At 68.9% G+C, this 23,393-nt stretch carries 18 protein-coding genes, 6 tRNA genes and 1 pseudogene; 16 read left to right on the forward strand and 9 right to left on the reverse strand.

Annotated features, from left to right (window positions below; genetic code table 11):
- The first annotated feature begins 245 nt into the window (after window positions 1-245).
- The 8 genes from N4G66_RS37160 (at window position 246) to N4G66_RS37195 (ending at window position 7,765) form a co-directional block, all read left to right on the forward strand.
- Complete coding sequence (locus N4G66_RS37160) at window positions 246-1,829, forward strand: metallophosphoesterase family protein (protein WP_391858951.1); 1,584 nt, start codon at window positions 246-248, stop codon at window positions 1,827-1,829.
- A gap of 80 nt (window positions 1,830-1,909) precedes the next feature.
- Window positions 1,910-1,982: transfer RNA gene (locus N4G66_RS37165), tRNA-Glu, on the forward strand.
- A gap of 46 nt (window positions 1,983-2,028) precedes the next feature.
- Window positions 2,029-2,103: transfer RNA gene (locus tag N4G66_RS37170), tRNA-Asp, on the forward strand.
- 24 nt (window positions 2,104-2,127) lie between these two features.
- Window positions 2,128-2,201 (forward strand) — tRNA-Phe (locus tag N4G66_RS37175).
- A gap of 183 nt (window positions 2,202-2,384) precedes the next feature.
- A complete protein-coding gene (locus N4G66_RS37180; protein WP_315903736.1) occupies window positions 2,385-2,801 on the forward strand; it encodes a hypothetical protein in 417 nt (138 codons plus the stop codon).
- Window positions 2,802-3,086: 285 nt separating this feature from the next.
- On the forward strand, window positions 3,087-7,064 hold the full coding sequence (gene hrpA, locus N4G66_RS37185; RefSeq protein WP_261708724.1) for an ATP-dependent RNA helicase HrpA: 3,978 nt from the start codon (window positions 3,087-3,089) through the stop codon (window positions 7,062-7,064).
- Window positions 7,065-7,159: 95 nt separating this feature from the next.
- Window positions 7,160-7,234: transfer RNA gene (locus N4G66_RS37190), tRNA-Asp, on the forward strand.
- A gap of 339 nt (window positions 7,235-7,573) precedes the next feature.
- Entirely contained in the window at window positions 7,574-7,765 is a 192-nt protein-coding gene (locus N4G66_RS37195; RefSeq protein WP_261708725.1) for a DUF6274 family protein, read from the forward strand.
- Between the two features lie 467 nt (window positions 7,766-8,232).
- Here the strand turns inward: N4G66_RS37195 and bldC are convergent, their stop codons facing one another.
- Together bldC and N4G66_RS37205 are read right to left on the reverse strand one after the other, a co-directional pair.
- Window positions 8,233-8,439 carry a developmental transcriptional regulator BldC gene (bldC, locus tag N4G66_RS37200; protein ID WP_003949541.1) on the reverse strand — a complete coding sequence of 69 codons (207 nt, stop codon included), beginning with the start codon at window positions 8,437-8,439 and terminating at the stop codon, window positions 8,233-8,235.
- A gap of 612 nt (window positions 8,440-9,051) precedes the next feature.
- A complete protein-coding gene (locus tag N4G66_RS37205; protein WP_261708726.1) occupies window positions 9,052-9,900 on the reverse strand; it encodes a hypothetical protein in 849 nt (282 codons plus the stop codon).
- A 223-nt stretch (window positions 9,901-10,123) separates the two neighbouring features.
- Here N4G66_RS37205 and N4G66_RS37210 point away from each other — a divergent pair, with 223 nt between their 5' ends.
- Together N4G66_RS37210 and N4G66_RS37215 are read left to right on the forward strand one after the other, a co-directional pair.
- Complete coding sequence (locus tag N4G66_RS37210; RefSeq protein WP_261708727.1) at window positions 10,124-11,218, forward strand: Leu/Phe/Val dehydrogenase; 1,095 nt, start codon at window positions 10,124-10,126, stop codon at window positions 11,216-11,218.
- Window positions 11,219-11,519: 301 nt separating this feature from the next.
- Window positions 11,520-11,774 carry a DUF3073 domain-containing protein gene (locus N4G66_RS37215; protein WP_037615441.1) on the forward strand — a complete coding sequence of 85 codons (255 nt, stop codon included), beginning with the start codon at window positions 11,520-11,522 and terminating at the stop codon, window positions 11,772-11,774.
- Between the two features lie 202 nt (window positions 11,775-11,976).
- Here the strand turns inward: N4G66_RS37215 and purM are convergent, their stop codons facing one another.
- The 4 genes from purM to N4G66_RS37235 all read right to left on the reverse strand — a co-directional run bounded on the left by purM (window position 11,977) and on the right by N4G66_RS37235 (window position 16,331).
- A complete protein-coding gene (gene purM / locus N4G66_RS37220) occupies window positions 11,977-13,050 on the reverse strand; it encodes a phosphoribosylformylglycinamidine cyclo-ligase (RefSeq protein WP_261708728.1) in 1,074 nt (357 codons plus the stop codon).
- Window positions 13,051-13,092: 42 nt separating this feature from the next.
- The gene (gene purF, locus N4G66_RS37225; RefSeq protein WP_261708729.1) at window positions 13,093-14,619 is read right to left on the reverse strand and encodes an amidophosphoribosyltransferase; all 1,527 of its coding nucleotides are present in this window, start codon (window positions 14,617-14,619) and stop codon (window positions 13,093-13,095) included.
- Between the two features lie 61 nt (window positions 14,620-14,680).
- Window positions 14,681-15,472 (reverse strand): META domain-containing protein, encoded by a 792-nt coding sequence (locus N4G66_RS37230; protein WP_261708730.1) that lies wholly within the window; start codon window positions 15,470-15,472, stop codon window positions 14,681-14,683.
- A gap of 58 nt (window positions 15,473-15,530) precedes the next feature.
- Window positions 15,531-16,331 carry a maleylpyruvate isomerase family mycothiol-dependent enzyme gene (locus N4G66_RS37235; protein ID WP_261708731.1) on the reverse strand — a complete coding sequence of 267 codons (801 nt, stop codon included), beginning with the start codon at window positions 16,329-16,331 and terminating at the stop codon, window positions 15,531-15,533.
- 146 nt (window positions 16,332-16,477) lie between these two features.
- Here N4G66_RS37235 and N4G66_RS37240 point away from each other — a divergent pair.
- Window positions 16,478-16,891 (forward strand): annotated as a pseudogene (locus tag N4G66_RS37240) (Uma2 family endonuclease); the annotation flags it as partial.
- Window positions 16,892-16,980: 89 nt separating this feature from the next.
- On the opposite strand, the gene purL reads toward N4G66_RS37240, so the two are convergent.
- Genes purL through purS form a run of 3 tightly spaced genes read right to left on the reverse strand, consistent with a single transcriptional unit; the run spans window position 16,981 to window position 20,215 of the window.
- Window positions 16,981-19,254 carry a phosphoribosylformylglycinamidine synthase subunit PurL gene (purL, locus tag N4G66_RS37245; protein ID WP_261708732.1) on the reverse strand — a complete coding sequence of 758 codons (2,274 nt, stop codon included), beginning with the start codon at window positions 19,252-19,254 and terminating at the stop codon, window positions 16,981-16,983.
- Window positions 19,251-19,955, reverse strand: a complete 705-nt coding sequence (gene purQ, locus N4G66_RS37250) for a phosphoribosylformylglycinamidine synthase subunit PurQ (RefSeq protein WP_261708733.1) — start codon at window positions 19,953-19,955, stop codon at window positions 19,251-19,253. Before purQ ends, purL begins: the two co-directional genes overlap by 4 nt.
- Window positions 19,952-20,215 carry a phosphoribosylformylglycinamidine synthase subunit PurS gene (gene purS, locus N4G66_RS37255; protein WP_033526749.1) on the reverse strand — a complete coding sequence of 88 codons (264 nt, stop codon included), beginning with the start codon at window positions 20,213-20,215 and terminating at the stop codon, window positions 19,952-19,954. Before purS ends, purQ begins: the two co-directional genes overlap by 4 nt.
- Window positions 20,216-20,576: 361 nt before the next feature.
- Here purS and N4G66_RS37260 point away from each other — a divergent pair, with 361 nt between their 5' ends.
- From N4G66_RS37260 to N4G66_RS37280, 5 genes are all read left to right on the forward strand, one after another.
- On the forward strand, window positions 20,577-20,894 hold the full coding sequence (locus N4G66_RS37260; RefSeq protein WP_261708734.1) for a histone-like nucleoid-structuring protein Lsr2: 318 nt from the start codon (window positions 20,577-20,579) through the stop codon (window positions 20,892-20,894).
- Between the two features lie 184 nt (window positions 20,895-21,078).
- Window positions 21,079-21,150 (forward strand) — tRNA-Gly (locus N4G66_RS37265).
- Window positions 21,151-21,267: 117 nt separating this feature from the next.
- Window positions 21,268-21,343: transfer RNA gene (locus N4G66_RS37270), tRNA-Gly, on the forward strand.
- A gap of 140 nt (window positions 21,344-21,483) precedes the next feature.
- A complete protein-coding gene (locus N4G66_RS37275) occupies window positions 21,484-22,587 on the forward strand; it encodes an ABC transporter ATP-binding protein (protein WP_261708735.1) in 1,104 nt (367 codons plus the stop codon).
- Window positions 22,584-23,387, forward strand: a complete 804-nt coding sequence (locus tag N4G66_RS37280) for an ABC transporter permease (RefSeq protein ID WP_261708736.1) — start codon at window positions 22,584-22,586, stop codon at window positions 23,385-23,387. The genes N4G66_RS37275 and N4G66_RS37280 overlap by 4 nt, the downstream gene beginning before the upstream one ends.
- Window positions 23,388-23,393: the final 6 nt, after the last annotated feature.

Here is a 23,393-nt window from a genome sequence, read left to right on the forward strand (position 1 = left end):
CCGAAACACCGTCGGACCCGCGGCCGAGCGCCGGAATCCCCGCACCCCGGCGCCGCGACACAGTGACCGGACGCCCGCGCACCCACCCCGGCACGGCGACCGATGGCCCGCACACCCGCCCCGGCACGGCGACCGGACGCCTTCACACCCGCCCCGGCACGGCGACCGGACGCCCGCGCACGCGCCCCCCGACAGGGCGTCGGAACTCCCGCATACCCGCCCCGGCCCTTGGGCATACGGGACCAATGGCCCGCGTCCTCGTTGCCGCAACCGCCACCGTCCGCCGCATGACCGACCGCGCCCGACCGGCGCTGCACGCGCTCACCCGCCGTCGCCACGGCCGCCGCAAGGGCCCGGTGCTCGAGCTCGCCGTCCGGCCGAACCCGTACGCCCGCGCCCTCGGGCTTCTCTGCGTGGTGCTGCTCGGCGCCTGGCTGGGACTGCTGGTCGTGGGCAACGTCCGCGTCCCGGTCGGCCCCATGAACACCACCATGACCCTGCGCCCCTCCCTCACCGGCGGCACGAAGATCAACATATCGCCGCTCGGGGCGCTGGAACTGCGCAGTCACGAGGCTCCGCTGCGCCTCGACGTGGACGTGGACCGGCTCGACCCGGAGCGCTCCCAGGCCCTCGTCGACCACCCGGAGCGCCTCGCCGGACTCCAGGACGAAGTCGTGCGGGACGTCGAGCACGGCACCCTCGACCTGGCCGTCCGCTCCTGCATAGCGGTGGTCGCCGGCGCCTCCGCCCTCGGCCTCGCGGTCTACCGCCGCCCGCGCCGGGCCCTCACCGCGGGCGGCCTCGCCCTCGCCCTGCTGACCGCCTCCGGAGCGACCGCCTTCGCCACCTGGAACCCCGAGTCGGTCCTGGAGCCCAAGTACTCCGGACTCCTCGCCTCCGCGCCTTCCCTGGTCGGCGACGCCCGCAGCATCGTCAGCGAATTCGACGTCTACCAGAAGGAGTTGGCGCGTCTGGTGACAAACGTGACGAAGCTGTACGACGTCACCTCCACCCTCCCCGTCTACGAGCCCGACCCGACCACGATCCGGGTCCTGCACGTCTCCGACATCCATCTGAACCCGGCGAGCTGGAAGATCATCGCCTCGCTCGTGAAGCAGTACGCCATCGACGTGATCGTCGACTCCGGCGACACCATGGACCACGGATCGGCGGCCGAGAACGGCTTCCTGGACCCGATCCGGGACCTGGGCGCCCCGTACGTCTGGGTCCGCGGCAACCACGACTCGCGCGAGACACAGCACTACCTGGAACGCATGAAGAACGTGCACGTCCTCGACGACGGCCGCGCGGTCACCATCGCGGGCCTGCGCTTCGCCGGCATCGGCGACCCCCAGTTCACCCCGGACCGCTCGGCCGCGCCTGGCGGTGACGCGGCGGAGGATCTCGCGGGCGCCCGGCTGGCCTCGGCCCTGCGCGACCAGCTCGCCGCGGGCACCCCGGTGGACATCGCCGTCGCCCACGAACCGTCGGCCGCGCGCGGGACGGACGGCCAGGTGCCCCTGGCGCTGGCCGGCCATCTGCACCACGAAGGGATGGAGGTCATGAAGTACGGCACACGGCTGCGCGTCGAGGGCTCGACGGGCGGCAGCGGGCTGCGCGCGGTCGAGGGCGCGTACCCGGACCCGATCGAGGCCTCCGTCCTCTACGTGGACCGGGACACCCGCCGGCTCCAGGCCTGGGACGAGATCAGACTGGGCGGGCTGGGTCTGACGACGGCCGAGGTCAGCCGCCATCTCGTGAAGGAGAACCAGCCCGGAGCCACCTCGTCGCCGACGCCCTCCCCGAGCCCCTCCGGGACCTCCCCGTAAACCGTTTTGGCGATACCCCCCGCCATCCCATATGCTCATGACGTCCCCGACGCGCTGAGAAGCGCCCAGGCGGGCCGATAGCCCTCATCGTCTAGCGGCCTAGGACGCCGCCCTTTCAAGGCGGTAGCACGGGTTCGAATCCCGTTGGGGGCACGCAACACCGTGTGCGACACTATTCACGCGTCGCACGCAACAGCTTGGTCCTGTGGAGCAGTTTGGAGTGCTCGCCACCCTGTCAAGGTGGAGGCCGCGGGTTCAAATCCCGTCAGGACCGCTGAGGTTTCTCCGGAAACCTCGTGGCTGGGTAGCTCAGTTGGTACGAGCGATCGCCTGAAAAGCGATAGGTCGCCGGTTCGACCCCGGCCCCAGCCACAGCAAAGGCCTCGATCTTCGGATCGGGGCCTTTTTTCGTTTGCGCCGAAGCCGTCGGGCTCCCCCGCGCCATCGGTGTCCCGCCCGGCCCGTCATCGACTTGGCACGGCCCATGCATGGCGCTACCTTCTGGCCGGCGGACGCGACCGCGCGGACGCCATGTCTCGGACGGGGGAACGAGTGGTGTCGAACAGTGACAGGGCGAGACCGGTACGCGAGCTGGATCTGGAGCGCTACCGCGCCCGCTACGGGCTGACGGCGGTCGTCATGAGCAACCTCGCGATCGTCGGTGTCGCGGTGTTCGGAGTGTGGCAGCTCCACGGCAACGATGCGGTGAGCGTCGGCGTGCTGACCGCCGCCTTCACCGCGGTGAGCGGCACGACCACGGCTTACCTGGGCATCAAGGCGGTCTCGAACACGGCCAGAGCCATGGCGCAACCGCAGGCCCCCGCCCCCGGAGCAGTCCCGGGTCCGGCAGCAACCTCGGAAGCGGCAGCGACTTCGGGAAAGGTCCCGGGAACAGCCGCGACCCCAGCAGCAGTCCCAGCACCGGCAGCCTCCCCGGATGCAGCCCGGGAACAGCCGCAACCCCAGGAGTAGCCCAGGGCCGACGGCGGCCCCAGGACTCGCGCGTGCCGCGGCCGGGGCGGCCGGACCGGGTTCCGCACCACGACCCAGTGGGGCATACGCACCCGGCGCCACGTCCCCGCCTCCGGCTTCATGCGGTGTCCTTCGGCTACCGCACCCCCGGCGGCACGGAGAAGAAGTTCTCCACCCGCTTCTCGCAGGTCATGGTCTCCTGACGGCACAGCGCCGTCCGGCGGCGAGGGGCGGGCCCAAAAGGGTTCGCCCCTTCTTTGCCCGAGGTGAGATCCTGGACCGCGTATGTCTACGCACCCCGCCCCCGCCCTCGGCGATCTCGCCGCCCGTCTGGCCCAGCTGTCCCTGCGCGACGCGCACCGGCTCGGGCGCAGGCTCGAAGGCGCTCGCAAGATCCACAAGCCCGAGGCCCGCTCCGCCGTGTTCGCCGAGATCGAGGCGGAGGTCGCCAAGGGCGAGGTCCGTATGGCCGAGCGCCGCGCCCGCGTGCCCGCCATCACGTATCCCGAGCAACTGCCGGTCAGCCAGAAGAAGGACGTGATCGCGGAGGCCATCCGCGATCACCAGGTGGTGATCGTCGCCGGTGAGACCGGGTCCGGCAAGACCACCCAGATCCCGAAGATCTGCATGGAGCTGGGCCGTGGCGTCCGCGGCATGATCGGGCACACCCAGCCCCGTCGTATCGCCGCCCGTACCGTCGCCGAGCGGGTCGCCGACGAGCTGGACACACCACTCGGCGAGGCCGTCGGCTGGAAGGTCCGCTTCACCGACCAGGTGAACCCGGACGCCACCTTCGTCAAGCTCATGACGGACGGCATCCTGCTCGCCGAGGTCCAGACGGACCGCGAGCTGTACGCGTACGACACGATCATCATCGACGAGGCCCACGAGCGGTCCCTCAACATCGACTTCCTGCTCGGCTACCTCGCCCAGCTGCTGCCCAAGCGGCCCGACCTCAAGGTCGTGATCACCTCAGCGACCATCGACCCGGAGCGTTTCTCCCGGCACTTCGGCGACGCCCCGATCGTCGAGGTCAGCGGGCGGACGTATCCCGTGGAGGTGCGCTACCGCCCGCTCCTCGAAGAGGACTCCGAGGACGCCGACCGCGACCAGATCACCGCGATCTGCGACGCCGTCGAGGAGCTCCAGGCCGAGGGCAAGGGCGACATCCTCGTCTTCCTGTCGGGCGAGCGCGAGATCCGCGACACGGCCGACGCGCTGGTGAAGAAGAACTACCGCTTCACTGAAGTACTGCCCCTGTACGCGCGGCTCTCGCACGCCGAACAGCACCGCGTCTTCCAGCCGCACACCGGGCGCAGGATCGTTCTGGCGACCAACGTCGCCGAGACCTCCCTGACCGTCCCGGGCATCAAGTACGTCATCGACCCGGGCACCGCGCGCATCTCCCGGTACAGCCACCGCACGAAGGTGCAGCGGCTGCCCATCGAGCCGGTCTCGCAGGCCAGCGCCAATCAGCGCAAGGGCCGCTGCGGCCGTACGTCCGACGGCATCTGCGTCCGGCTGTACTCCGAGGACGACTTCCTCGCCCGCCCCGAGTTCACCGACGCCGAGATCCTCCGTACGAACCTCGCCTCCGTCATCCTCCAGATGACCGCGGCCGGTCTCGGCGACATCGAGAAGTTCCCCTTCATCGACCCGCCGGACCACCGCAACATCCGCGACGGCGTCCAGCTCCTCCAGGAACTGAACGCGCTGGACCCGGCGGAGAAGGACGTACGCAAGCGGCTCACGCCGACCGGCCGCAAGCTCGCCCAGCTGCCCGTCGACCCCCGGCTCGCCCGGATGGTCCTGGAGGCCGACAAGAACGGCTGTGCGCGCGAGGTCATGGTGATCGCGGCCGCGCTCTCCATCCAGGACCCGCGCGAGCGGCCGTCCGAGAAGCAGGCGCAGGCCGACCAGCAGCACGCCCGCTTCAAGGACGAGACGTCCGACTTCCTCGCCTTCCTCAACCTGTGGCGCTACGTCCGCGAGCAGCAGAAGGAGCGCGGTTCGTCCGCGTTCCGCCGGATGTGCAAGCAGGAGTACCTGAACTTCCTGCGCATCCGCGAGTGGCAGGACATCTACAGCCAGCTGCGGACCGTCGCCAAGCAGATGGGCATCCATCTGAACGAGGAGGACGCGCCCGAGCAGAGCGTCCATGTGTCCCTGCTCGCCGGTCTGCTCTCGCACGTCGGCATGAAGGACGTGAAGGAGACCGGCGGGGAGAGCGGGAAGAGCACGGGGAAGAACGAGTACCTGGGCGCGCGCAACGCCAAGTTCGCGATCTTCCCGGGCTCGGCGCTCTTCAAGAAGCCCCCGCGTTTCGTGATGTCCGCCGAGCTCGTCGAGACCTCGCGGCTCTGGGCGCGCGTCAACGCCCGCATCGAGCCGGAGTGGGTCGAACCGCTGGCCGGCCATCTCCTCAAGCGGACGTACAGCGAACCGCACTGGGAGAAGGACCAGGCCGCGGTGATGGCGTACGAGAAGGTCACGCTGTACGGCGTGCCGATCGTCGCGCAGCGGAAGGTGAACTACGGGCGGATCGACCCGGAGGCCAGCCGCGAGCTGTTCATCCGCAACGCGCTCGTCGAGGGCGACTGGCGCACGCACCACAAGTTCTTCGCCGACAACCGCAAGCTCCTCACCGAGGTCGAGGAGCTGGAGCACCGCGCCCGCCGCCGGGACATCCTCGTCGACGACGAGACCCTGTACGACTTCTACGACCAACGGGTTCCCGAACACGTCGTGTCCGGGGCGCACTTCGACTCCTGGTGGAAGCACAAGCGCCATGAGGAGCCCGAGCTCCTCGACTTCGAGCGCTCGATGCTCATCAACGACCGGGCCGGGGCGGTCTCGAAGGACGACTACCCCGATTCCTGGCTCCAGGGACGGCTGAAGTTCCGGGTGACCTACCAGTTCGAGCCGGGCGCGGACGCGGACGGCGTGACCGTCCACATCCCGCTCCAGGTCCTGAACCAGGTCACGGACGAGGGCTTCGACTGGCAGATCCCGGGGCTGCGGGAGGAAGTGGTGACGGAGCTGATCCGTTCCCTCCCGAAGCCGATCCGGCGGAACTACGTTCCCGCCCCCAACTTCGCCCAGAAGTTCCTGGAGCGGGCCGTACCGCTCCAGGAGCCGCTGACGCTGACCATGGCGCGCGAGCTCAAGCGCATGGTCGGAGTGCCGCTGACGGCCGACGACTTCGACTGGTCGCGGCTCCCCGACCATCTGAAGATCACTTTCCGGATCGTCGACGAGCGGCGCCGCAAGCTCGCCGAGGACAAGGACCTGGAGACCCTGAAGGTCCGGCTGAAGCCGAAGGCGCGCCAGGCGATCTCGCAGGCCGCCGCGGCGACGGCGGAACGCGAGGGCGGCGAGTCCCTGGAACGCACGGGGCTGACGGACTGGACGATCGGCTCACTCAGTCGCCTCTTCGAGACGCGCCGGGCGGGCCAGCCGGTGAAGGCGTACCCGGCGCTGGTCGACGACGGGCCGGCGGCGAACACCGTCTCCGTGCGGCTCTTCGACACGGAGGCCGAGCAGGCCGAGGCCATGTGGAAGGGCACCCGCCGGCTGATCCTGCGGAACATCCCGGTGAACCCGGGCAAGTTCGCCTCGGACAAGCTCACCAACGCCCAGAAGCTCGCCCTGTCCGCGAACCCGCACGGCTCGGTCCAGGCCCTCTTCGACGACTGCGCCATGGCCGCCGCCGACAAGCTGATCGCGGATTTCGGCGGCCCGGCCTGGGACGAGGAGTCCTACCGGAAGCTGTACGACAAGGTGCGCGCCGAGATCGTCGACACGACCGTGCGCACGGTCGGGCAGGTCCAGCAGGTGCTCGCCGCCTGGCAAGCCTGTGAGCGCCGCCTGAAGGGCGTCAGGAGCCCGACGCTGCTCGCGAACCTCGCGGATGTACGGGGGCAGCTGGACGCCCTTGTGAAGCCCGGTTTCGTCACGGCGACGGGATTGCGGCGACTGCCGGATCTGATGCGCTATCTGGTCGCCGCGGACCGCCGCCTTCAGCAGATGCCGACCGGCGTCCAGCGGGACACCAGCCGCATGGAGAAGGTCCACGAGATGCAGGACGAGTACGCCTGGCTCCTGGAGCAACTGCCGCAGGGCCGACCGGTGCCCTCGTCGGTCCTGGACATCCGATGGATGATCGAGGAGCTGCGGGTCAGCTATTTCGCCCACGCGCTCGGCACGGCGTACCCCGTCTCGGACAAGCGAATCGTGAAGGCGATCGACGCGGCTGCCCCGTAACGGCACCTGTACGTGCGGTGAGTTCGACCCTGGGCCCGCCCTCCTGTACAGTCTCTTTTCGCAGCACAGCGCAAGAACAAGTCGCTGCGAAACCAGGTCCTGTGGAGCAGTTTGGAGTGCTCGCCACCCTGTCAAGGTGGAGGCCGCGGGTTCAAATCCCGTCAGGACCGCGTGAAGAAAGGCCCGGAGCTTCGGCTCCGGGCCTTTTCGCATGCCCGCCCCCGGCCGCTTTCGCATGTGCGGTGCGGGCCGCGGCCAGGACCCACGCGTGCACGGCCTCCGGCCTGTCCGGAGCGCGGGCGCCGGTTCGTTCGGTCGTTCGCGTCCGCGCATCAGCCGCTTCGACACGTGCGTACCGGCCCGCGTTCGCCTGTGCGCACCGGTCCGCGTACGGCCGCCAGGGCCGCAAGGGCGCCCCCTGCGGCGCGTTCACGTCCCTTGACGGCGTCACATTCCACCGGTACCCCGGAATCCAGGGCCCTCGCCCTGCCGGCCCCCTGGAGGTGCGCATGGCGGTGTCCGCTCGACACGAGACCCGGGCTCTGCTCCGAGCCCATCTGGCGGCGGCCTCCGGGTACCGCCACCTGACGCGGCACTGCCCGATCTGCCACCAGCTCGCGCGGCTGGCCATGGAACCCACCCCGCACGACGAGCAGGACCCCGGGAGCGCCCCGGAGGACGAAAGCCCCTCAACGGCGTGACCGAGGAACGCTGCCCCGACCGTCGCGCCGTGCGCGCCCCGGCGCGACGCGCCCCCTCACAACCCCAACTCCCCTAGCGCAGAAGGCTCGCAAGCGACAAGGACTGTGGCATGTGACGGGAGTCACCGCATATGTTTTCAGAAGTGTGGAACTTACCCCTCTCATACAACCAGTCAATTTAATATGTGCAATTGCACTGCTCGTCGAGGACATCCACAGCTGATCCGACACCCGCCCCCAGACTCCGACAAGGCCGCTCACAGGTCGGCCACCGAGTCGCGCGGACCGCACAAAAAAGATCGCGCTGGACTCGGCGGAGTCCAGCGCGATCTACGACGCACCCTGTTCAAGTGGCGATAAAGCTTGGGCGTGAGCTCTGTTGGGGCAGAACCCGCGTCGCTTGGAGCTGTGGCGTGGACGCCTCGACGGGTTGGGGGATCCGTTGACTTGTCCGGTTATGCGATGGTTCAGGCTTCGCTGCGCTGCTGCGGAATACCCGCGAGCAGTGCGCGGACCTCAGCCTCGCGGTAGCGGCGGTGTCCGCCGAGCGTACGGATGGATGTGAGCTTGCCGGCCTTCGCCCACCGCGTGACCGTCTTGGGGTCGACGCGGAACATCGTGGCGACCTCAGCGGGGGTCAGCAGCGGCTCGGCATCAGGGGTGCGAGCGGTCATGAGCGGCCTCCTCGGGAGAACCGAACCTTCTCGGTTCTTTCCTCTAAATTCTGCACCTTGACCCGCGTTGCCCGAAATGGCGGACGCGAGTCGAGTCGGTTATAGGACGAACGGCTTGTCCTCGGCACTACAACTACACCATCCGTCCAGCCGCGTCGGCCAAACCGATGGAATTGCCCTCCCAGGTGTTCATCAGCGACGGAAGCCGATGGACCATGCCATAGCGGACAGTCACGCCACTGTGACGATCAGTCACAGGGCGATCAGGAGTCACCAGACGTCCTAAAAGAGTGCAATGCCGAGATTCCCCCCCAAAAGCGGGCGGAGGGAGCCCTCCCCCGGGCTCCTTGTCCTATTTTGACATGAGGAGGGGGAAGCGACGCAAGAGCCGGGTAAGTGCCGTCCGTCACGCTTGACACCCGTTGACGCATAAGCCCGGATCGGGACCTACGTCCTGGACGTGAGGGTTCTTCAGCGTGTGAGGACCATACGCGAGTTCGACGGGAACCCGTGAGAAGGAGATCACACCGAAAAGGGGGCCCAAGGCCCCCTCCCGCCCCACCCGAACCAACAGGCACAGCCCGCCCCGGCCCCATCCGCCTGTGGCGCGCCTCAGTTCGACGAACGCCGGTCCCTGACCGACCGCCAGCGCTCCACCAGCCGGCCGTACGCCTCGCCCGCCGTCGCCCCGTCCCCGGTGCGCAGCGCCTCGACGCCCTCGGCGACGTCGGCGGCGGAGTGGTCGTCCTCCAGATGCCCGGCCGGCAGCGTGTGCACGAGCCCGCCGTAGTCCAGCTCGACCAGCGAGCGCGGATGGAACTCCTCCAGCCAGCGCCCCACGTCCACCAGGCCCTCGATGAGCGGTCCTTCGTCCAGGGCGTCCCTGAGCGTCCGCAGAGCCCGCGCCGTGCGCCGCCGCGCCTGCACCATCGGTGTCCGGTAGCGCAGCAGCGGCGCGGCTCCGCCGGGGCCCGTCCCCTTCTCGTACTCCCGCTCCTCGTCGGTGACGAGCACGAACCAGTTCAGCGGCACCTGCCAGGTCGAGGTGCGGATCCACGGGCGGGCGTCGGGGTTGCGCACCAGCCAGCGCTCGTAGTCCAGCGCGGCCTGACGGCGCACCAGCGGCGGCAGCACCGCGTCGAGGACGGACGCCGGGAGCTCCTCGCCCAGCCCGTCCAGGGCCTGCCAGCCGCGCAGCCGGGTGCGCCAGGGGCAGACGCACACCACACCGTCCACCTCGGCGACGAACGCGTCACCGCTCTCGTGCACCGGCACGGGGACCGGCGGGGTGGGCAGCAAGTCGGCCAGCGAGCGACGCAGTTCGTCCTGGTACGAGGGGCGCTCGGCGCGCCGGGCGTAGCGCGTCCAGTGGGCACGCTCGGACTCGGGGAACGCGGCCAGTGGCTCGTACACCCGCAGATACGACGTGTACGGGACGATCACCGCGGACACCTTGGGCACGCCTGCTCTCCTCCCCCGTCGACCACCGGGAAAACCAGCGAAAACCGATCACAGCCTGAAGAGAAATCTATGCAAATCGAACCATGGCCGTACCCCGCCCGTAGGTGATCCTGAACACTGCGCCGAGGGCGGGTCGGCTCAGGCTCTAGTCTCATTCCCACGGAGCCCGCCATCCGCACGGGCCCCGCACCCAACCGCCGCTTTTTAACTGGGAGTCACCACAGTGACCGACGTAACCGGCGCGCCTGCTGATGTACTGCACACCCTTTTCCGTTCGGATCAGGGGGGTCATGAGCAAGTCGTGCTCTGCCAGGACCGCGCCAGCGGCCTCAAGGCCGTCATCGCCATCCACTCCACCGCCCTGGGCCCGGCCCTCGGCGGCACGCGCTTCTACCCGTACGCGAGCGAGCAGGAGGCCGTCGCCGACGCCCTCAACCTCGCGCGCGGGATGTCGTACAAGAACGCCATGGCCGGGCTCGACCACGGCGGCGGCAAGGCCGTCATCATCGGCGACCCCGAGCAGATCAAGTCCGAGGAGCTACTCCTCGCCTACGGCCGGTTCGTCGCCTCGCTCGGCGGCCGGTACGTCACCGCGTGCGACGTCGGCACCTACGTGGCCGACATGGACGTCGTGGCGCGCGAGTGCCGGTGGACGACCGGCCGCTCCCCGGAGAACGGCGGCGCGGGCGACTCGTCGGTCCTGACCGCCTTCGGTGTCTTCCAGGGCATGCGGGCCTCCGCCCAGCACCTGTGGGGGGACCCGACGCTGCGCGGCCGCAAGGTCGGCGTGGCCGGCGTGGGCAAGGTGGGTCACCACCTGGTCGATCACCTGCGCGAGGACGGCGCCGAGGTCGTGATCACGGACGTACGGGCCGACTCCGTACGGCGGATCCTGGACCGGCACCCCGTGGGCGTCACGGCCGTCGCGGACACCGAGGCGCTCATCCGCACCGAGGGCCTCGACATCTACGCGCCCTGCGCGCTGGGCGGGGCGCTCAACGACGACTCCGTGCCGGTGCTCACGGCCCGGATCGTGTGCGGTGCCGCCAACAACCAGCTGGCGCACCCGGGCGTGGAGAAGGACCTCGCGGACCGCGGGATCCTGTATGCCCCCGACTACGTGGTGAACGCGGGCGGTGTCATCCAGGTCGCCGACGAGCTGCACGGCTTCGACTTCGACCGGTGCAAGGCGAAGGCAGCGAAGATCTTCGACACCACGCTGGCCATATTCACACGTGCGAAGCAGGACGGGATTCCGCCGGCCGCGGCGGCCGACCGGATTGCCGAGCAGCGGATGGCGGAGGCACGGCTTCACTGACGCCTTCCGGGGTCATAGGCCCTTGTCAGGGACCCGTCGGCGGCCGGTTGGGAGAGAACTCTCACGTCTGTCGGCGGGTCGGGCGCCAAGAAGAGGTTAAAATCGCGGTTGACCAGCGAGGACAGGGCACCTCGCGGGTTCTGGGTGAAGGCGCGTGCTGCGGGCGACGTACCGTATGGGCGCGGGCTCAGGTACCGTGGAAGCCCTACGGACCGGTCTCTCCACGGAGAGTCCGTTCCAGATCATGAACGCGTGTCAAGACTCTGGGGCCGTCGAGCCCCGTATCCGAGGGGGTCGAGCCATGGGGCGCGGCCGGGCAAAGGCCAAGCAGACGAAGGTCGCCCGCCAGCTGAAGTACAGCAGCGGCGGGACTGACCTCTCGCGTCTGGCCAATGAGCTGGGCGCTTCGACTTCGAGCCAGCCGCCGAATGGCGAGCCGTTCGAAGACGACGACGAGGAAGACGACCCGTACGCACAGTACGCGGATCTCTATAACGACGACGACGAGGACGAGGACGACCAGTCCGGTCCCCAGTCGCAACGTCGCGGCGCTTGACGCAACAGCGTCCCTCGCAGTTTCCGCGACCTCTTCTCGTAGCGGATCTCCTGGCGTGGGCTTCTGGTAGATCTCGCCTGGCGGATTTCTCGTAGCGACTGCACTTCACCCGGTCCGGGGCCTCAGCGCCGGACCGGGTTTCGTGCTGCTTCGGGGGCTTCGGCCCGCTGATCGCCGGCTTCAGCCCCCGTAGTCGCCTGCTTCAGCTCGCGTAGTCGCCGATGAGCGCCGCGCCCGTGGCGTGGTCTCCGCGCTCGGTGATCTCACCGGCGATCCAGGCGTCCACTCCGCGGTCCGCGAGGACGGCGAGGGCGACCTCGGCGGCCTCCTCGGGCACGATCGCCATCATGCCGACGCCCATGTTCAGCGTCTTCTCCAACTCCAGGCGCTCGACACCGCCGGTCCTGCCGACCAGGTCGAAGACCGGCGCGGGGGTCCAGGTCTCGCGGTCGACCACGGCGTGCAGACCGTCCGGGATGACACGCGCCAGGTTGGCCGCCAGGCCACCGCCGGTGATGTGGCTGAAGGCGTGCACCTCGGTGCTCTTCGTCAGCGTCAGGCAGTCCAGCGAGTAGATCTTGGTGGGCTCCAGGAGCTCCTCGCCGAGCGTGCGGCCGAACTCCTCGATGTGCTGGTCCAGGCGCAGGTTCGCCCGGTCGAAGAGGACGTGCCGGACGAGCGAGTACCCGTTCGAGTGAAGACCGGAGGCCGCCATGGCGATCACCGCGTCACCCGTACGGATGCGATCCGGTCCGAGCAGCTGGTCGGCCTCGACCACGCCCGTACCGGCGCCGGCGACGTCGAAGTCGTCCGGACCGAGCAGACCGGGGTGTTCGGCCGTCTCGCCGCCCACCAGGGCGCAGCCGGCCAGGACACAGCCCTCGGCGATGCCCTTCACGATGGCCGCGACCCGCTCCGGGTGGACCTTGCCCACACAGATGTAGTCGGTCATGAAGAGCGGCTCGGCGCCGCACACCACGATGTCGTCCATGACCATCGCGACGAGGTCGTGGCCGATGGTGTCGTACACGCCCAGCTGGCGGGCGATGTCGACCTTGGTGCCCACGCCGTCGGTGGCGGAGGCGAGCAGCGGACGCTCGAAACGCTTGAGGGCGGAGGCGTCGAAGAGGCCGGCGAAGCCGCCGAGGCCGCCGAGGACCTCGGGGCGCTGCGTCTTCTTCACCCACTCCTTCATCAGCTCTACGGCGCGGTCGCCCGCCTCGATGTCGACTCCGGCAGCCGCGTAGGACGCACCGGAAGCACTGCTCTCAGACATTGCCTGGGATCTTTCGGGTTGGTGAAACGGGGCTCTGCGGCACTACGGGCGACGGATGGCGTCAGCCGCGGCCGTGGCTGCGGGACCCGCGGCCAGCTCGGTCTCCAGGAGCTGCTTGCCGAGCAGTTCGGGGTCCGGAAGGTCCATCGGGTACTCGCCGTCGAAGCAGGCGCGGCACAGATTCGGCTTGTCGATCGTCGTGGCCTCGATCATCCCGTCGAGCGAGATGTACGAGAGCGAGTCGGCGCCGAGCGAGGTGCCGATCTCCTCGATGGTCATGCCGTTCGCGATCAGCTCTGCGCGGGTCGCGAAGTCGATGCCGAAGAAGCAGGGCCACTTCACGGGCGGGGAGGAGATCCGGATGTGGACCTCGGCCGCACCGGCCTCGCGCAGCATCCGGACGAGGGCGCGCTGCGTGTTGCCGCGCACGATCGAGTCGTCGACGACGACCAGTCGCTTGCCCTTGATGACTTCCTTGAGCGGATTCAGCTTCAGGCGGATTCCGAGCTGGCGGATCGTCTGCGACGGCTGGATGAAGGTCCGGCCGACATAGGCGTTCTTGACCAGGCCGGCGCCGAACGGGATGCCTGAGGCCTCCGCGTAACCGATCGCGGCGGGTGTCCCGGACTCCGGGGTCGCTATCACCAGGTCGGCCTCCACAGGGGCTTCCTTGGCGAGTTTGCGGCCCATCTCGACGCGCGAGAGGTACACGTTCCGACCGGCGATGTCCGTGTCGGGGCGGGCCAGATAGACGTACTCGAAGATGCAGCCCTTGGGCTTCGCTTCCGCGAATCGCGAGGTCCGCAGACCGTTCTCGTCGATGGCGACGAACTCGCCCGGCTCGATCTCGCGCACATAGCTGGCGCCGCAGATGTCGAGGGCGGCGGACTCGGAGGCCACCACCCAGCCGCGCTCCAGGCGACCGAGGACCAGCGGGCGGATGCCCTGCGGGTCACGGGCGGCGTAGAGGGTGTGTTCGTTCATGAAGACGAGCGAGAAGGCGCCCATGACCTGCGGGAGGACCTTGATGGAGGCCTCTTCTATGGTCAGCGGCTTGCCGTCGTCGTCGACCTGGGCCGCGAGGAGCGCGGTGAGCAGGTCGGTGTCGTTGGTGGCCGCCACACGGGTGGTGCGGCCTTCCTGCTTGGGCAGGTCCGCGACCATCTCGGCGAGCTGCGCCGTGTTGACGAGGTTGCCGTTGTGGCCGAGCGCGATGGAACCGTGCGCGGTGGCACGGAACGTCGGCTGGGCGTTCTCCCACACGGAGGCACCGGTGGTCGAGTAGCGGGCGTGACCGACCGCGATATGACCCTGGAGCGAACCGAGCGAGGTCTCGTCGAAGACCTGGGACACAAGGCCCATGTCCTTGAAGACGAGGATCTGGGAGCCGTTGCTGACCGCGATTCCCGCGGATTCCTGACCCCGATGCTGGAGGGCGTAGAGCCCGAAGTAAGTGAGCTTGGCGACCTCTTCGCCCGGAGCCCAGACACCGAAGACGCCACAAGCGTCCTGGGGGCCTTTCTCACCGGGGAGCAGATCATGATTGAGTCGACCGTCACCACGTGGCACGGCACCGAGTGTAGGCGAGATCGACCACTGGTCCGAATTGGGGATACGGGCCCTCAACGGATCATTCGTCGGCCACCGCACTGACGACAGTGCCGTTCGCGCTGGTCAGCGCGATGCCGCGATGATCCAACACGTAGGTGACCTTGCCGTCGAAGAGCCCCAGCAGTGTCTTCTCGGTCCTCATGAGTGAGTCTTGGCACATCATGCGGGTGGTTCTGGCCGGACCGAGGGCGATATGTCCGTCGCCGACGGTGGCCTGGGCAGACGCGTGGTTGCAGCCGAGCCGGCCGTCGAAGGTGCCGTCCGCGCGGAGGACGAAGTACGCGTTCGCCCCTTTCGGGAGCGGCTGGGAGACGTTCTTGTCACCCAGTGCCGTGACCTTCCACTTGGTCCCTCGAAGGGGCGCGTCCTTCTCCTTGGTGAGGCTGATCCGGTCGCCGCCGTCCGCGGTGAGCGTCAGCCGGTCGCCGTTGGTGTTCGCCGTGAACGGGCCCTTGTCCGCGAAGGCGCGGCCCAGGTTCCGCTCGAAGCCCATCGGGCCCTTCTCGCAGGCCATGTCCGTCGTCCACATTCCGCCGAACTCGACGCGGTCGCCCGTGAAGGTGGCCTTCGAGCCGAACCCGTTGCAGCCGAGGTTGCCGCTGACGCGGCCGTCGTCCGCGATCTTCAGATATGTGCCGGAGGGTGCCCGCGCGGTCCTCCCGCCCACGGTGAGGCTGTCGACCGTCCAGTGGACGCCGCTCACGTGCGCCGTCTCCGGCCGGGCGGAACCGCTCCCCGCCGTCTGGGTACCGCACGCGGCGGCGAGGGGAAGCAGGGTAAGGACACCGAGGGTCGTTCGCTGCTTGTCCATGCGGATGGGACGGGAGAGGGTGGGGGACCGGTTCCCCTCGGAGCTGGTGAGGGTGGGCTCAGCCCATCAGGGGCAGCAGTTTCGCGAGGTCGGCGCGCTCGCCGCTCGCGCTGACCTTCGCCTCGTCCAGCGCCGTCTTCCACTCCGTACGTCCCGTCGCGAGCCGGATCCAGGTCAGCGGGTCGGTCTCGACGACGTTCGGCGGAGTGCCGCGGGTGTGCCGGGGTCCTTCCACGCACTGCACGACGGCGTACGGCGGGATCCGCACCTCCGTGGACGCACCGGGAGCCTTCACGGCGAGCGCGTCGGCGAGCAGCCGGGTGCAGGCGGCGAGGGCCTGGCGGTCGAAGGGGATGTCGAGCCCGGGGACGGCCGTGTTCAAGTCGTCGGTGTGGACGACGAGTTCTACGGTGCGGGTGACGAGGTAGTCATCGAGGGACATGGCGCCGGTACCGGTGGCGAGCAGCCGGGTGCCGGCGGGGTGCAGGGCGAGCCGCTCGGCGAAACGCTCCCCGACGCCGGCGAGGTGGGCGACGGGATCCGGATTGCGCTCGGCGAGTTGCCGGGCCGTGTCGGCGATGTCCCCGGAGTTCGCGGACGTCCCGAACGGCCAGTCGAGCACGGTGACCTCCGCCTTCGCGGGAGCGGGCCGGTCGAGGTTCCGGCCGACCACGTCGAGGGCCGTCCCGATGTGCGCGACCAGCTCCCGCACCGACCACTCACCAAGCCGCGTGGGCAGCGCGAGGTGCTCCGGGGTGAGGGTACTGACACCCTCCCGTACGTTCCCGAACTGCGCCCGCACGGCGGCGCGGATCCTGGCGGGGTTGTACGTCCGTGCGCGCTTCTTGACCGGAGGCATGGCTTGGAGCCTACGGCTTGACGGCACAGCCGTTCAGGCCGCCAGGCAGTGGCCGGACACGGAAGGGCGACGCTCCGCGCTGAAGCGTCAACGCCCGCGCGCACCTGGCCTGCGCCTGGAGGGGTTGGCGACTGTTGCCCTCTGGCTTGCGGACCAGGCCCGACCTGGACCTGTATCAGGGCCGAGGGCTAAGAGTGGAGGCGTATCGAGAGGGCCGGGCGAAACCGGACGCGGTACTCACTCCCGAAGCCCACTTCGCGGGTGCGGGCGAATGGGCCGACCCGGACGGAACGCTCATGGTCGTCGAGGTCACCTCATACGATTCCGACACCGACCGACGGGACCGGCACGAGAAGCCGGCCGCCTACGGCCAGGCCGGAATCCCGGTGTACCTCCTGATCGACCGGGACTCCTGCACCATCACCGTGCACAGCGCCCCGGACCGCAAGGTCGGGGGCTACCGCACCCTTCACACGGCGAAGTTCGGCGAGAAGGTGTCCGTCCCCGACCCGATCGGCATCGAACTCGACACGGAGATCCTCAAGAACTACGTCCGATGAACCGAGGAGCCCCCGCCCGGATCTGCATCCGGGCGGGGGCTTCGCCGTACAAGCCGTAGAGCCGTACAAGCCCATAGGGGCTGAACCGACTACGCCAGCAGCGCCGGGATCGTCGCCTCGTGAGCCGTGCGCAGCTCGGTCAGGGAGAGCGCGAACTCGCCCTGGACCTCGACCACGGCGGCCTCGGACTCCGTGCCGTCGACGACACCGATGCGGGTGACGGGCAGACCCCGGGCACCGCACATGTCGTTGAAGCGGAGCTCCTCCGAGCGCGGGACGGCGACGACCGCGCGGCCCGCCGACTCCGAGAAGAGGAAGGTGAACGCGTCGAGACCGTCGGGGACGATCAGGCGCGCGCCCTTGCCGCCCTGCAGTGCCGACTCGACCACGGCCTGGATCAGACCGCCGTCGGACAGGTCGTGCGCGGAGTCGATCATGCCGTCGCGGGAGGCCGAGATGAGGATCTCGGCGAGCAGCCGCTCGCGCTCCAGGTCGACCTTCGGCGGCAGACCACCGAGGTGGTCGTGGACGACCTGCGACCAGGCCGAGCCGCCGAACTCCTCGTGCGTGTCGCCGAGCAGGTAGAGGAGCTGGCCCTCTTCCTGGAAGGCGACCGGGGTGCGGCGGGCGACGTCGTCGATGACGCCCAGCACCGCCACGACCGGAGTCGGGTGGATGGCGACGTCACCGGTCTGGTTGTACAGCGAGACATTGCCGCCGGTCACCGGGGTGCCCAGCTGCTGGCAGGCGTCGGCAAGTCCACGGATCGCCTCGGCGAACTGCCACATGACGGCCGGGTCCTCGGGCGAGCCGAAGTTCAGGCAGTCGGAGACGGCGAGCGGCTTGGCACCGGTCGTCGCGACGTTGCGGTAGGCCTCGGAGAGGGCCAGCTGCGCGCCGGCGTACGGGTCCAGCTTGGCGTAGCGGCCGTTGCCGTCGGTCGCGATGGCGACGCCTAGCCCGGTCTCCTCGTCGATGCGGATCATGCCCGAGTCCTCGGGCTGGGCCAGCACCGTGTTGCCCTGCACGAAGTGGTCGTACTGGGAGGTGATCCAGGACTTGGAGGCCTGGTTCGGGGAGGAGACGAGCCTGAGGACCTGGTCCTTCAGCTCCTCGCCCGTCGCCGGTCGGGGCAGCTTGTTCGCGTCGTCGGCCTGGAGCGCGTCCTGCCAGGACGGGCGGGCGTAGGGACGCTCGTAGACCGGGCCGTCGTGCGCGACCGTGCGCGGGTCGACGTCGACGATCTTGCCGCCGTGCCAGAAGATCTCCAGGCGGTCGCCGTCGGTGACCTCACCGATGACGGTGGCGATGACGTCCCACTTGTCGCAGATCTCCAGGAACCGGTCGACCTTCTCCGGCTCGACGACCGCGCACATGCGTTCCTGCGACTCGCTCATGAGGATTTCCTCGGGAGAGAGAGTCGAGTCCCGCAGGGGTACGTCGTCCAGCGTCACACGCATACCGCCGGAGCCGTTGGACGCCAGCTCGCTGGTGGCGCAGGACAGTCCGGCCGCGCCGAGGTCCTGGATACCGACGACCAGCTTCTCGGCGAAGGCCTCCAGGGTGCACTCGATGAGGAGCTTCTCCTGGAAGGGGTCACCGACCTGGACGGCGGGACGCTTCGACGGCTTGGCGTCGTCGAAGGTCTCCGAGGCGAGGATCGACGCGCCGCCGATGCCGTCGCCGCCCGTGCGGGCCCCGTACAGGATGACCTTGTTGCCGGTGCCGGACGCCTTCGCGAGGTGGATGTCCTCGTGCCGCATGACGCCGATGGCGCCGGCGTTGACGAGCGGGTTGCCCTGGTAGCAGGCGTCGAAGACGACCTCGCCGCCGATGTTGGGCAGGCCCAGGCAGTTGCCGTAGCCGCCGATGCCCGCGACGACGCCCGGCAGGACGCGCTTGGTGTCGGGGTGGTCGGCCGCGCCGAAGCGCAGCGGGTCGACGACCGCGACCGGGCGCGCGCCCATGGCGATGATGTCGCGCACGATGCCGCCGACGCCGGTGGCCGCGCCCTGGTAGGGCTCGACGTACGACGGGTGGTTGTGCGACTCGACCTTGAAGGTGACCGCGTAGCCCTGGCCGACGTCGACGACACCGGCGTTCTCGCCGATGCCGACGAGCAGGGCGTCGGACTGCGGGGCCTTCTCGCCGAACTGGCGGAGGTGGACCTTCGAGGACTTGTAGGAGCAGTGCTCGGACCACATGACGGAGTACATGGCGAGCTCGGCGCCGGTCGGGCGGCGGCCGAGGATCTCGACGACGCGCTCGTACTCGTCCTTCTTCAGGCCCAGTTCGGCCCAGGGCAGCTCGACGTCGGGGGTCGCGGCCGCGTTCTCGACCGTGTCCAGAGGCGTGCGGCTCATGCGTTGACCAGCTTCTTGAGGATCGAGGTGAAGAAGGGGAGGCCGTCGGTGCGGCCGGAGCCGACGAGGGGCTCGACGGCGTGCTCCGGATGCGGCATCAGACCGACGACGTTGCCCGCCTCGTTCGTGATGCCGGCGATGTCGCGCAGCGAACCGTTCGGGTTACCGCATCCATCAGCGGCTTCGCCACGGACCACGTAACGGAACGCGACCCGGCCTTCGGCCTCCAGCATGTCGAGCGTGTGCTCGTCGGCGACGTACCGCCCGTCCATGTTCTTCAGCGGGATGTGGATCTCCTGGCCGGCCGCGTAGTCGGCGGTCCAGGCGGTCCCCGCGTTCTCCACCCGCAGCTTCTGGTCACGGCAGATGAAGTGGAGGTGATTGTTGCCGAGCATCGCGCCGGGGAGAAGGTGCGCCTCGGTGAGGACCTGGAAGCCGTTGCAGATGCCGAGAACCGGCATTCCGGACTTCGCCTGCTCGATGACGGTCTCCATCACCGGCGAGAAGCGCGAGATGGCACCCGCCCGCAGATAGTCGCCGTACGAGAAACCGCCGGGCAGCACCACGGCGTCGACCTGCTTGAGGTCCTTGTCCTTGTGCCAGAGAGCTACGGGTTCGGCGCCCGCCAGCCTGATCGCGCGCTGGGTGTCGCGGTCGTCGAGGCTGCCGGGAAAGGTGACGACTCCAATACGAGCGGTCACTTTCCGACCTCCGCGACTTCCTCGACCTTGACGGTGAAGTCCTCGATCACGGTGTTGGCGAGGAAGGATTCCGCCAGTTCATGGATGCGGGCGAGCGCGGCGTCGTCCACCGGTCCGTCCACTTCCAGTTCGAATCGCTTTCCCTGACGGACGTCGGAGACACCTTCGAAACCGAGGCGCGGCAGTGCACGCTGCACCGCCTGGCCCTGGGGGTCGAGGATCTCCGGCTTGAGCATGACGTCGACTACGACGCGTGCCACTGGCACTCCCGGTGTGTGGTGCTGAGCAGGTCCCTTCAGACTACCCGTACGAAATTTCTACTCGCGTAGATTCGTAGAATCCTACGTGACCCCGATCACGATCCCGCATCGGTGCGGGGGCATCGACGGAAAATCCTGGGAAAAACCGCAGAAGAGCGGCAGGGCCTCATTGCCTTCGGACACGCGAGGGGATTTAGTCGGGCTTCACAATGCAATGCCGGGCACTGTACAAAGGAATTGGCAATAGCCGATACTTTGCTCAATAACAGCCGGACAGTCGACATCTCTCCGACAACTCCGTGGCGTCCACGCACGTCATGACCGTTGATCGCAGAGGTGCCGCACGAAGGGACCGATATTCGTGGCGCAGCGTGTCGTGGTCACTCTCTTTGACGACATCGACGGCTCGGAAGCGGCGGAAACGATCGCCTTCGGACTCGACGGCAAGTCGTACGAGATCGACCTCAATCCAGCCAATGCCGAGGAACTGCGTAAGGCGCTCGAGCCGTACGTCGAGGCGGGCCGCAAGCAGTCGAAGTCCGGGAAGGCGTACACGCACACCGCGCTGACGCCCGACCCGGCGGCGGTCCGCGCCTGGGCCCGCTCCAGCAAGATGGACGTGCCGCCGCGCGGCCGGATCCCCAAGAAGATCTACGAGGCGTTCGCCGAGGCGCACTGAGCCGGCGGCCCCGGGCGGGGCACGCGACGAGGCACCCCACCCAGGCCCCCCGGCCCGGGTGGGGTGCCCGCGAGACCCCTCCACCGGACCTGGAAGAACCGACTTGCGCTGACCCCCGTCCGATCAGCTAGAGTCTGGAACACGCCGAGGGGCCAGGCCGAAAAAGCCGGAACCCGAGGATCGTGCGGGTGTAGTTCAGTAGCAGAACATCCCCCTTCCAGGGGGAAGGCGCAGTGTGCAATTCCTGTCACCCGCTCTGCATCGCTTACCAACCACAGTTGGGGTTCCCCCCTGCTCGAGCTTGTCGAGAGCTTGGGGGAGGATCAGGTAAGGTGGTGCTCGCACCGATCGGTGGAAGCCGGTCGGAGGCAATGCGGACGTAGCTCAGTTGGTAGAGCGCAACCTTGCCAAGGTTGAGGTCGCCAGTTCGAACCTGGTCGTCCGCTCCAGAAAAGAAGCCCCTGACCTCAGGTCGGGGGCTTCTTCGTGTGCGCCGGCCGTTCATGTCCGGGTGCCCTCTGACATTTGTCATGTGGAGTGATGACAACGCGCACTGCTGCCGGGACCCGTCCGCCGCGACGCTGATTCCATGAACACGAACCAGCACGATGACGTGATTGAGGTCACTGATCTGCGGCGTGTGTACGGGGGCGACGGAAGAGATTTCGAGGCCGTGCGCGGAGTCACCTTCTCCGTTGGCCGCGGTGAGCTCTTCGCCCTTCTCGGCACCAACGGCGCCGGCAAGACATCCACCGTCGAGCTGATCGAGGGGCTCGCTCCCCCGGCCGGCGGGCGCGTGCGGGTCCTCGGGCACGATCCGTACATGGACCGGGCCGCCGTGCGGCCCCGTATCGGCGTGATGCTCCAGGAAGGCGGCTTCCCTTCCGAGCTGACGGTCGCGGAGACCACCCGGATGTGGGCGGCCTGCACCAGCGGGGCCCGGCCCCCGGAACAGGCGCTGGACAGGGTCGGTCTCGCGCACCGCTCCGACGTCCGTGTGAAGCAGTTGTCCGGCGGTGAGAAGCGGCGCCTCGACCTGGCGCTGGCGATCCTCGGCGGCCCCGAGGTCCTCTTCCTCGACGAGCCCACGACCGGACTCGACGTGGAAGGCCGCCGAAGCACGTGGGAGTTGGTACGCGAACTGCGCGACGCCGGGACCACGGTCCTGCTGACCACCCACTATCTGGAAGAGGCGGAGGTGCTCGCCAACCGGCTGGCGATCCTCCACGAAGGACGCATCGCGGCCATCGGCACTCCGGCCGAGGTGACCGCCTCCCAGCCGTCGCACGTCTCCTTCGAGCTGCCGGACGGCTACTTCCCCGGCGACCTGCCGCCACTGCCGGAACTCGGCGTGCGCAGCCACGAGACCGCGGGCCGGATGATCAGGCTGCGCACCGACGAGCTGCAGCGGACGGCCACCGCCCTGCTGGTGTGGGCCGAGCGGGCGCGGGTCGAGCTACGGGGGCTCGATGTGCGCCCGGCCTCCCTGGAGGAGGCGTTCCTGCGGATCGCACGGGAGGCGGCGGCGAACGGCGTGAACGGGCCGAGGACGGCGGAGGGGGCCACCGCTACGGCTACGGCTACGGCTACGGCTACGCAGGAGAAGTCGGCCGCGGATGTCCGGATGAGGACGACCGGGAACGACCGGAACAGCACCGCCGCGGATGCGCGGAAGAGGGGGAGGTCGGCATGAGCGGAACGGCAGTCACCACAGGCGCCGGCACGGCAAGGACAACGGCCGCCGGCCGGACGAGAGCACTGGCACGCGCCGAGCTGACGCTGCTGGGCCGCACCAAGGCGACGCTCGCCGCAGCGGTGTTCGTACCGCTGGCCATGCCGTTCATGCTCCGCTCGACCGTCGACCAGATGAATCTGAAGGGCACCGGGCTCACCGTCGGCTCGATCCTGCTCCCCTCCTCCATCGGCTTCTCGCTCCTCTTCGCCGTCTACAGCTCCCTGGTGAGCGTGTACGCGGCCCGCCGCGAAGAACTCGTCCTCAAACGGCTGCGCACCGGGGAGCTGCGGGACGTGGAGATCCTCGCGGGCGCCGCGCTGCCCTCGGTGGCGATCGGTCTCGCCCAGTGCCTGGTCCTGACCGTCGCCTACCGAGTGACGCTCGGCATCGGGGCGCCCAAGGAGCCCCAACTGGTCGTGCTGGGGCTGCTGCTGGCGCTCATCACCTGGCCGGCGCTCGCGGCCGTCACCGCGAGCTTCAGCAAGAGCGTCGAGGGCGCCCAGGTCGCGGCCACGCCCCTGACGCTGGTGTCACTGGTCGGCTCCGGGACCTTCATCCCCCTGGAGACGCTGCCCGACGGCATGGCCTCGTTCTGCGAACTGCTGCCCCTCACCCCGGTGATCACCCTGATCCGCGGCGGCTGGACCGGGCACCTCTCGGCCCACGACACCGCGGGCGCTCTCTTCACGGCGGTGGCCTGGACCGTGATCGCGGTGTTTGCTGTACGACGGTGGTTCCGCTGGGAGCCGCGGCGGTGACCACGG

Origin of the sequence: Streptomyces rhizosphaerihabitans, assembly GCF_025399795.1 — a bacterium.
GTDB classification, from domain to species: domain Bacteria; phylum Actinomycetota; class Actinomycetes; order Streptomycetales; family Streptomycetaceae; genus Streptomyces; species Streptomyces rhizosphaerihabitans.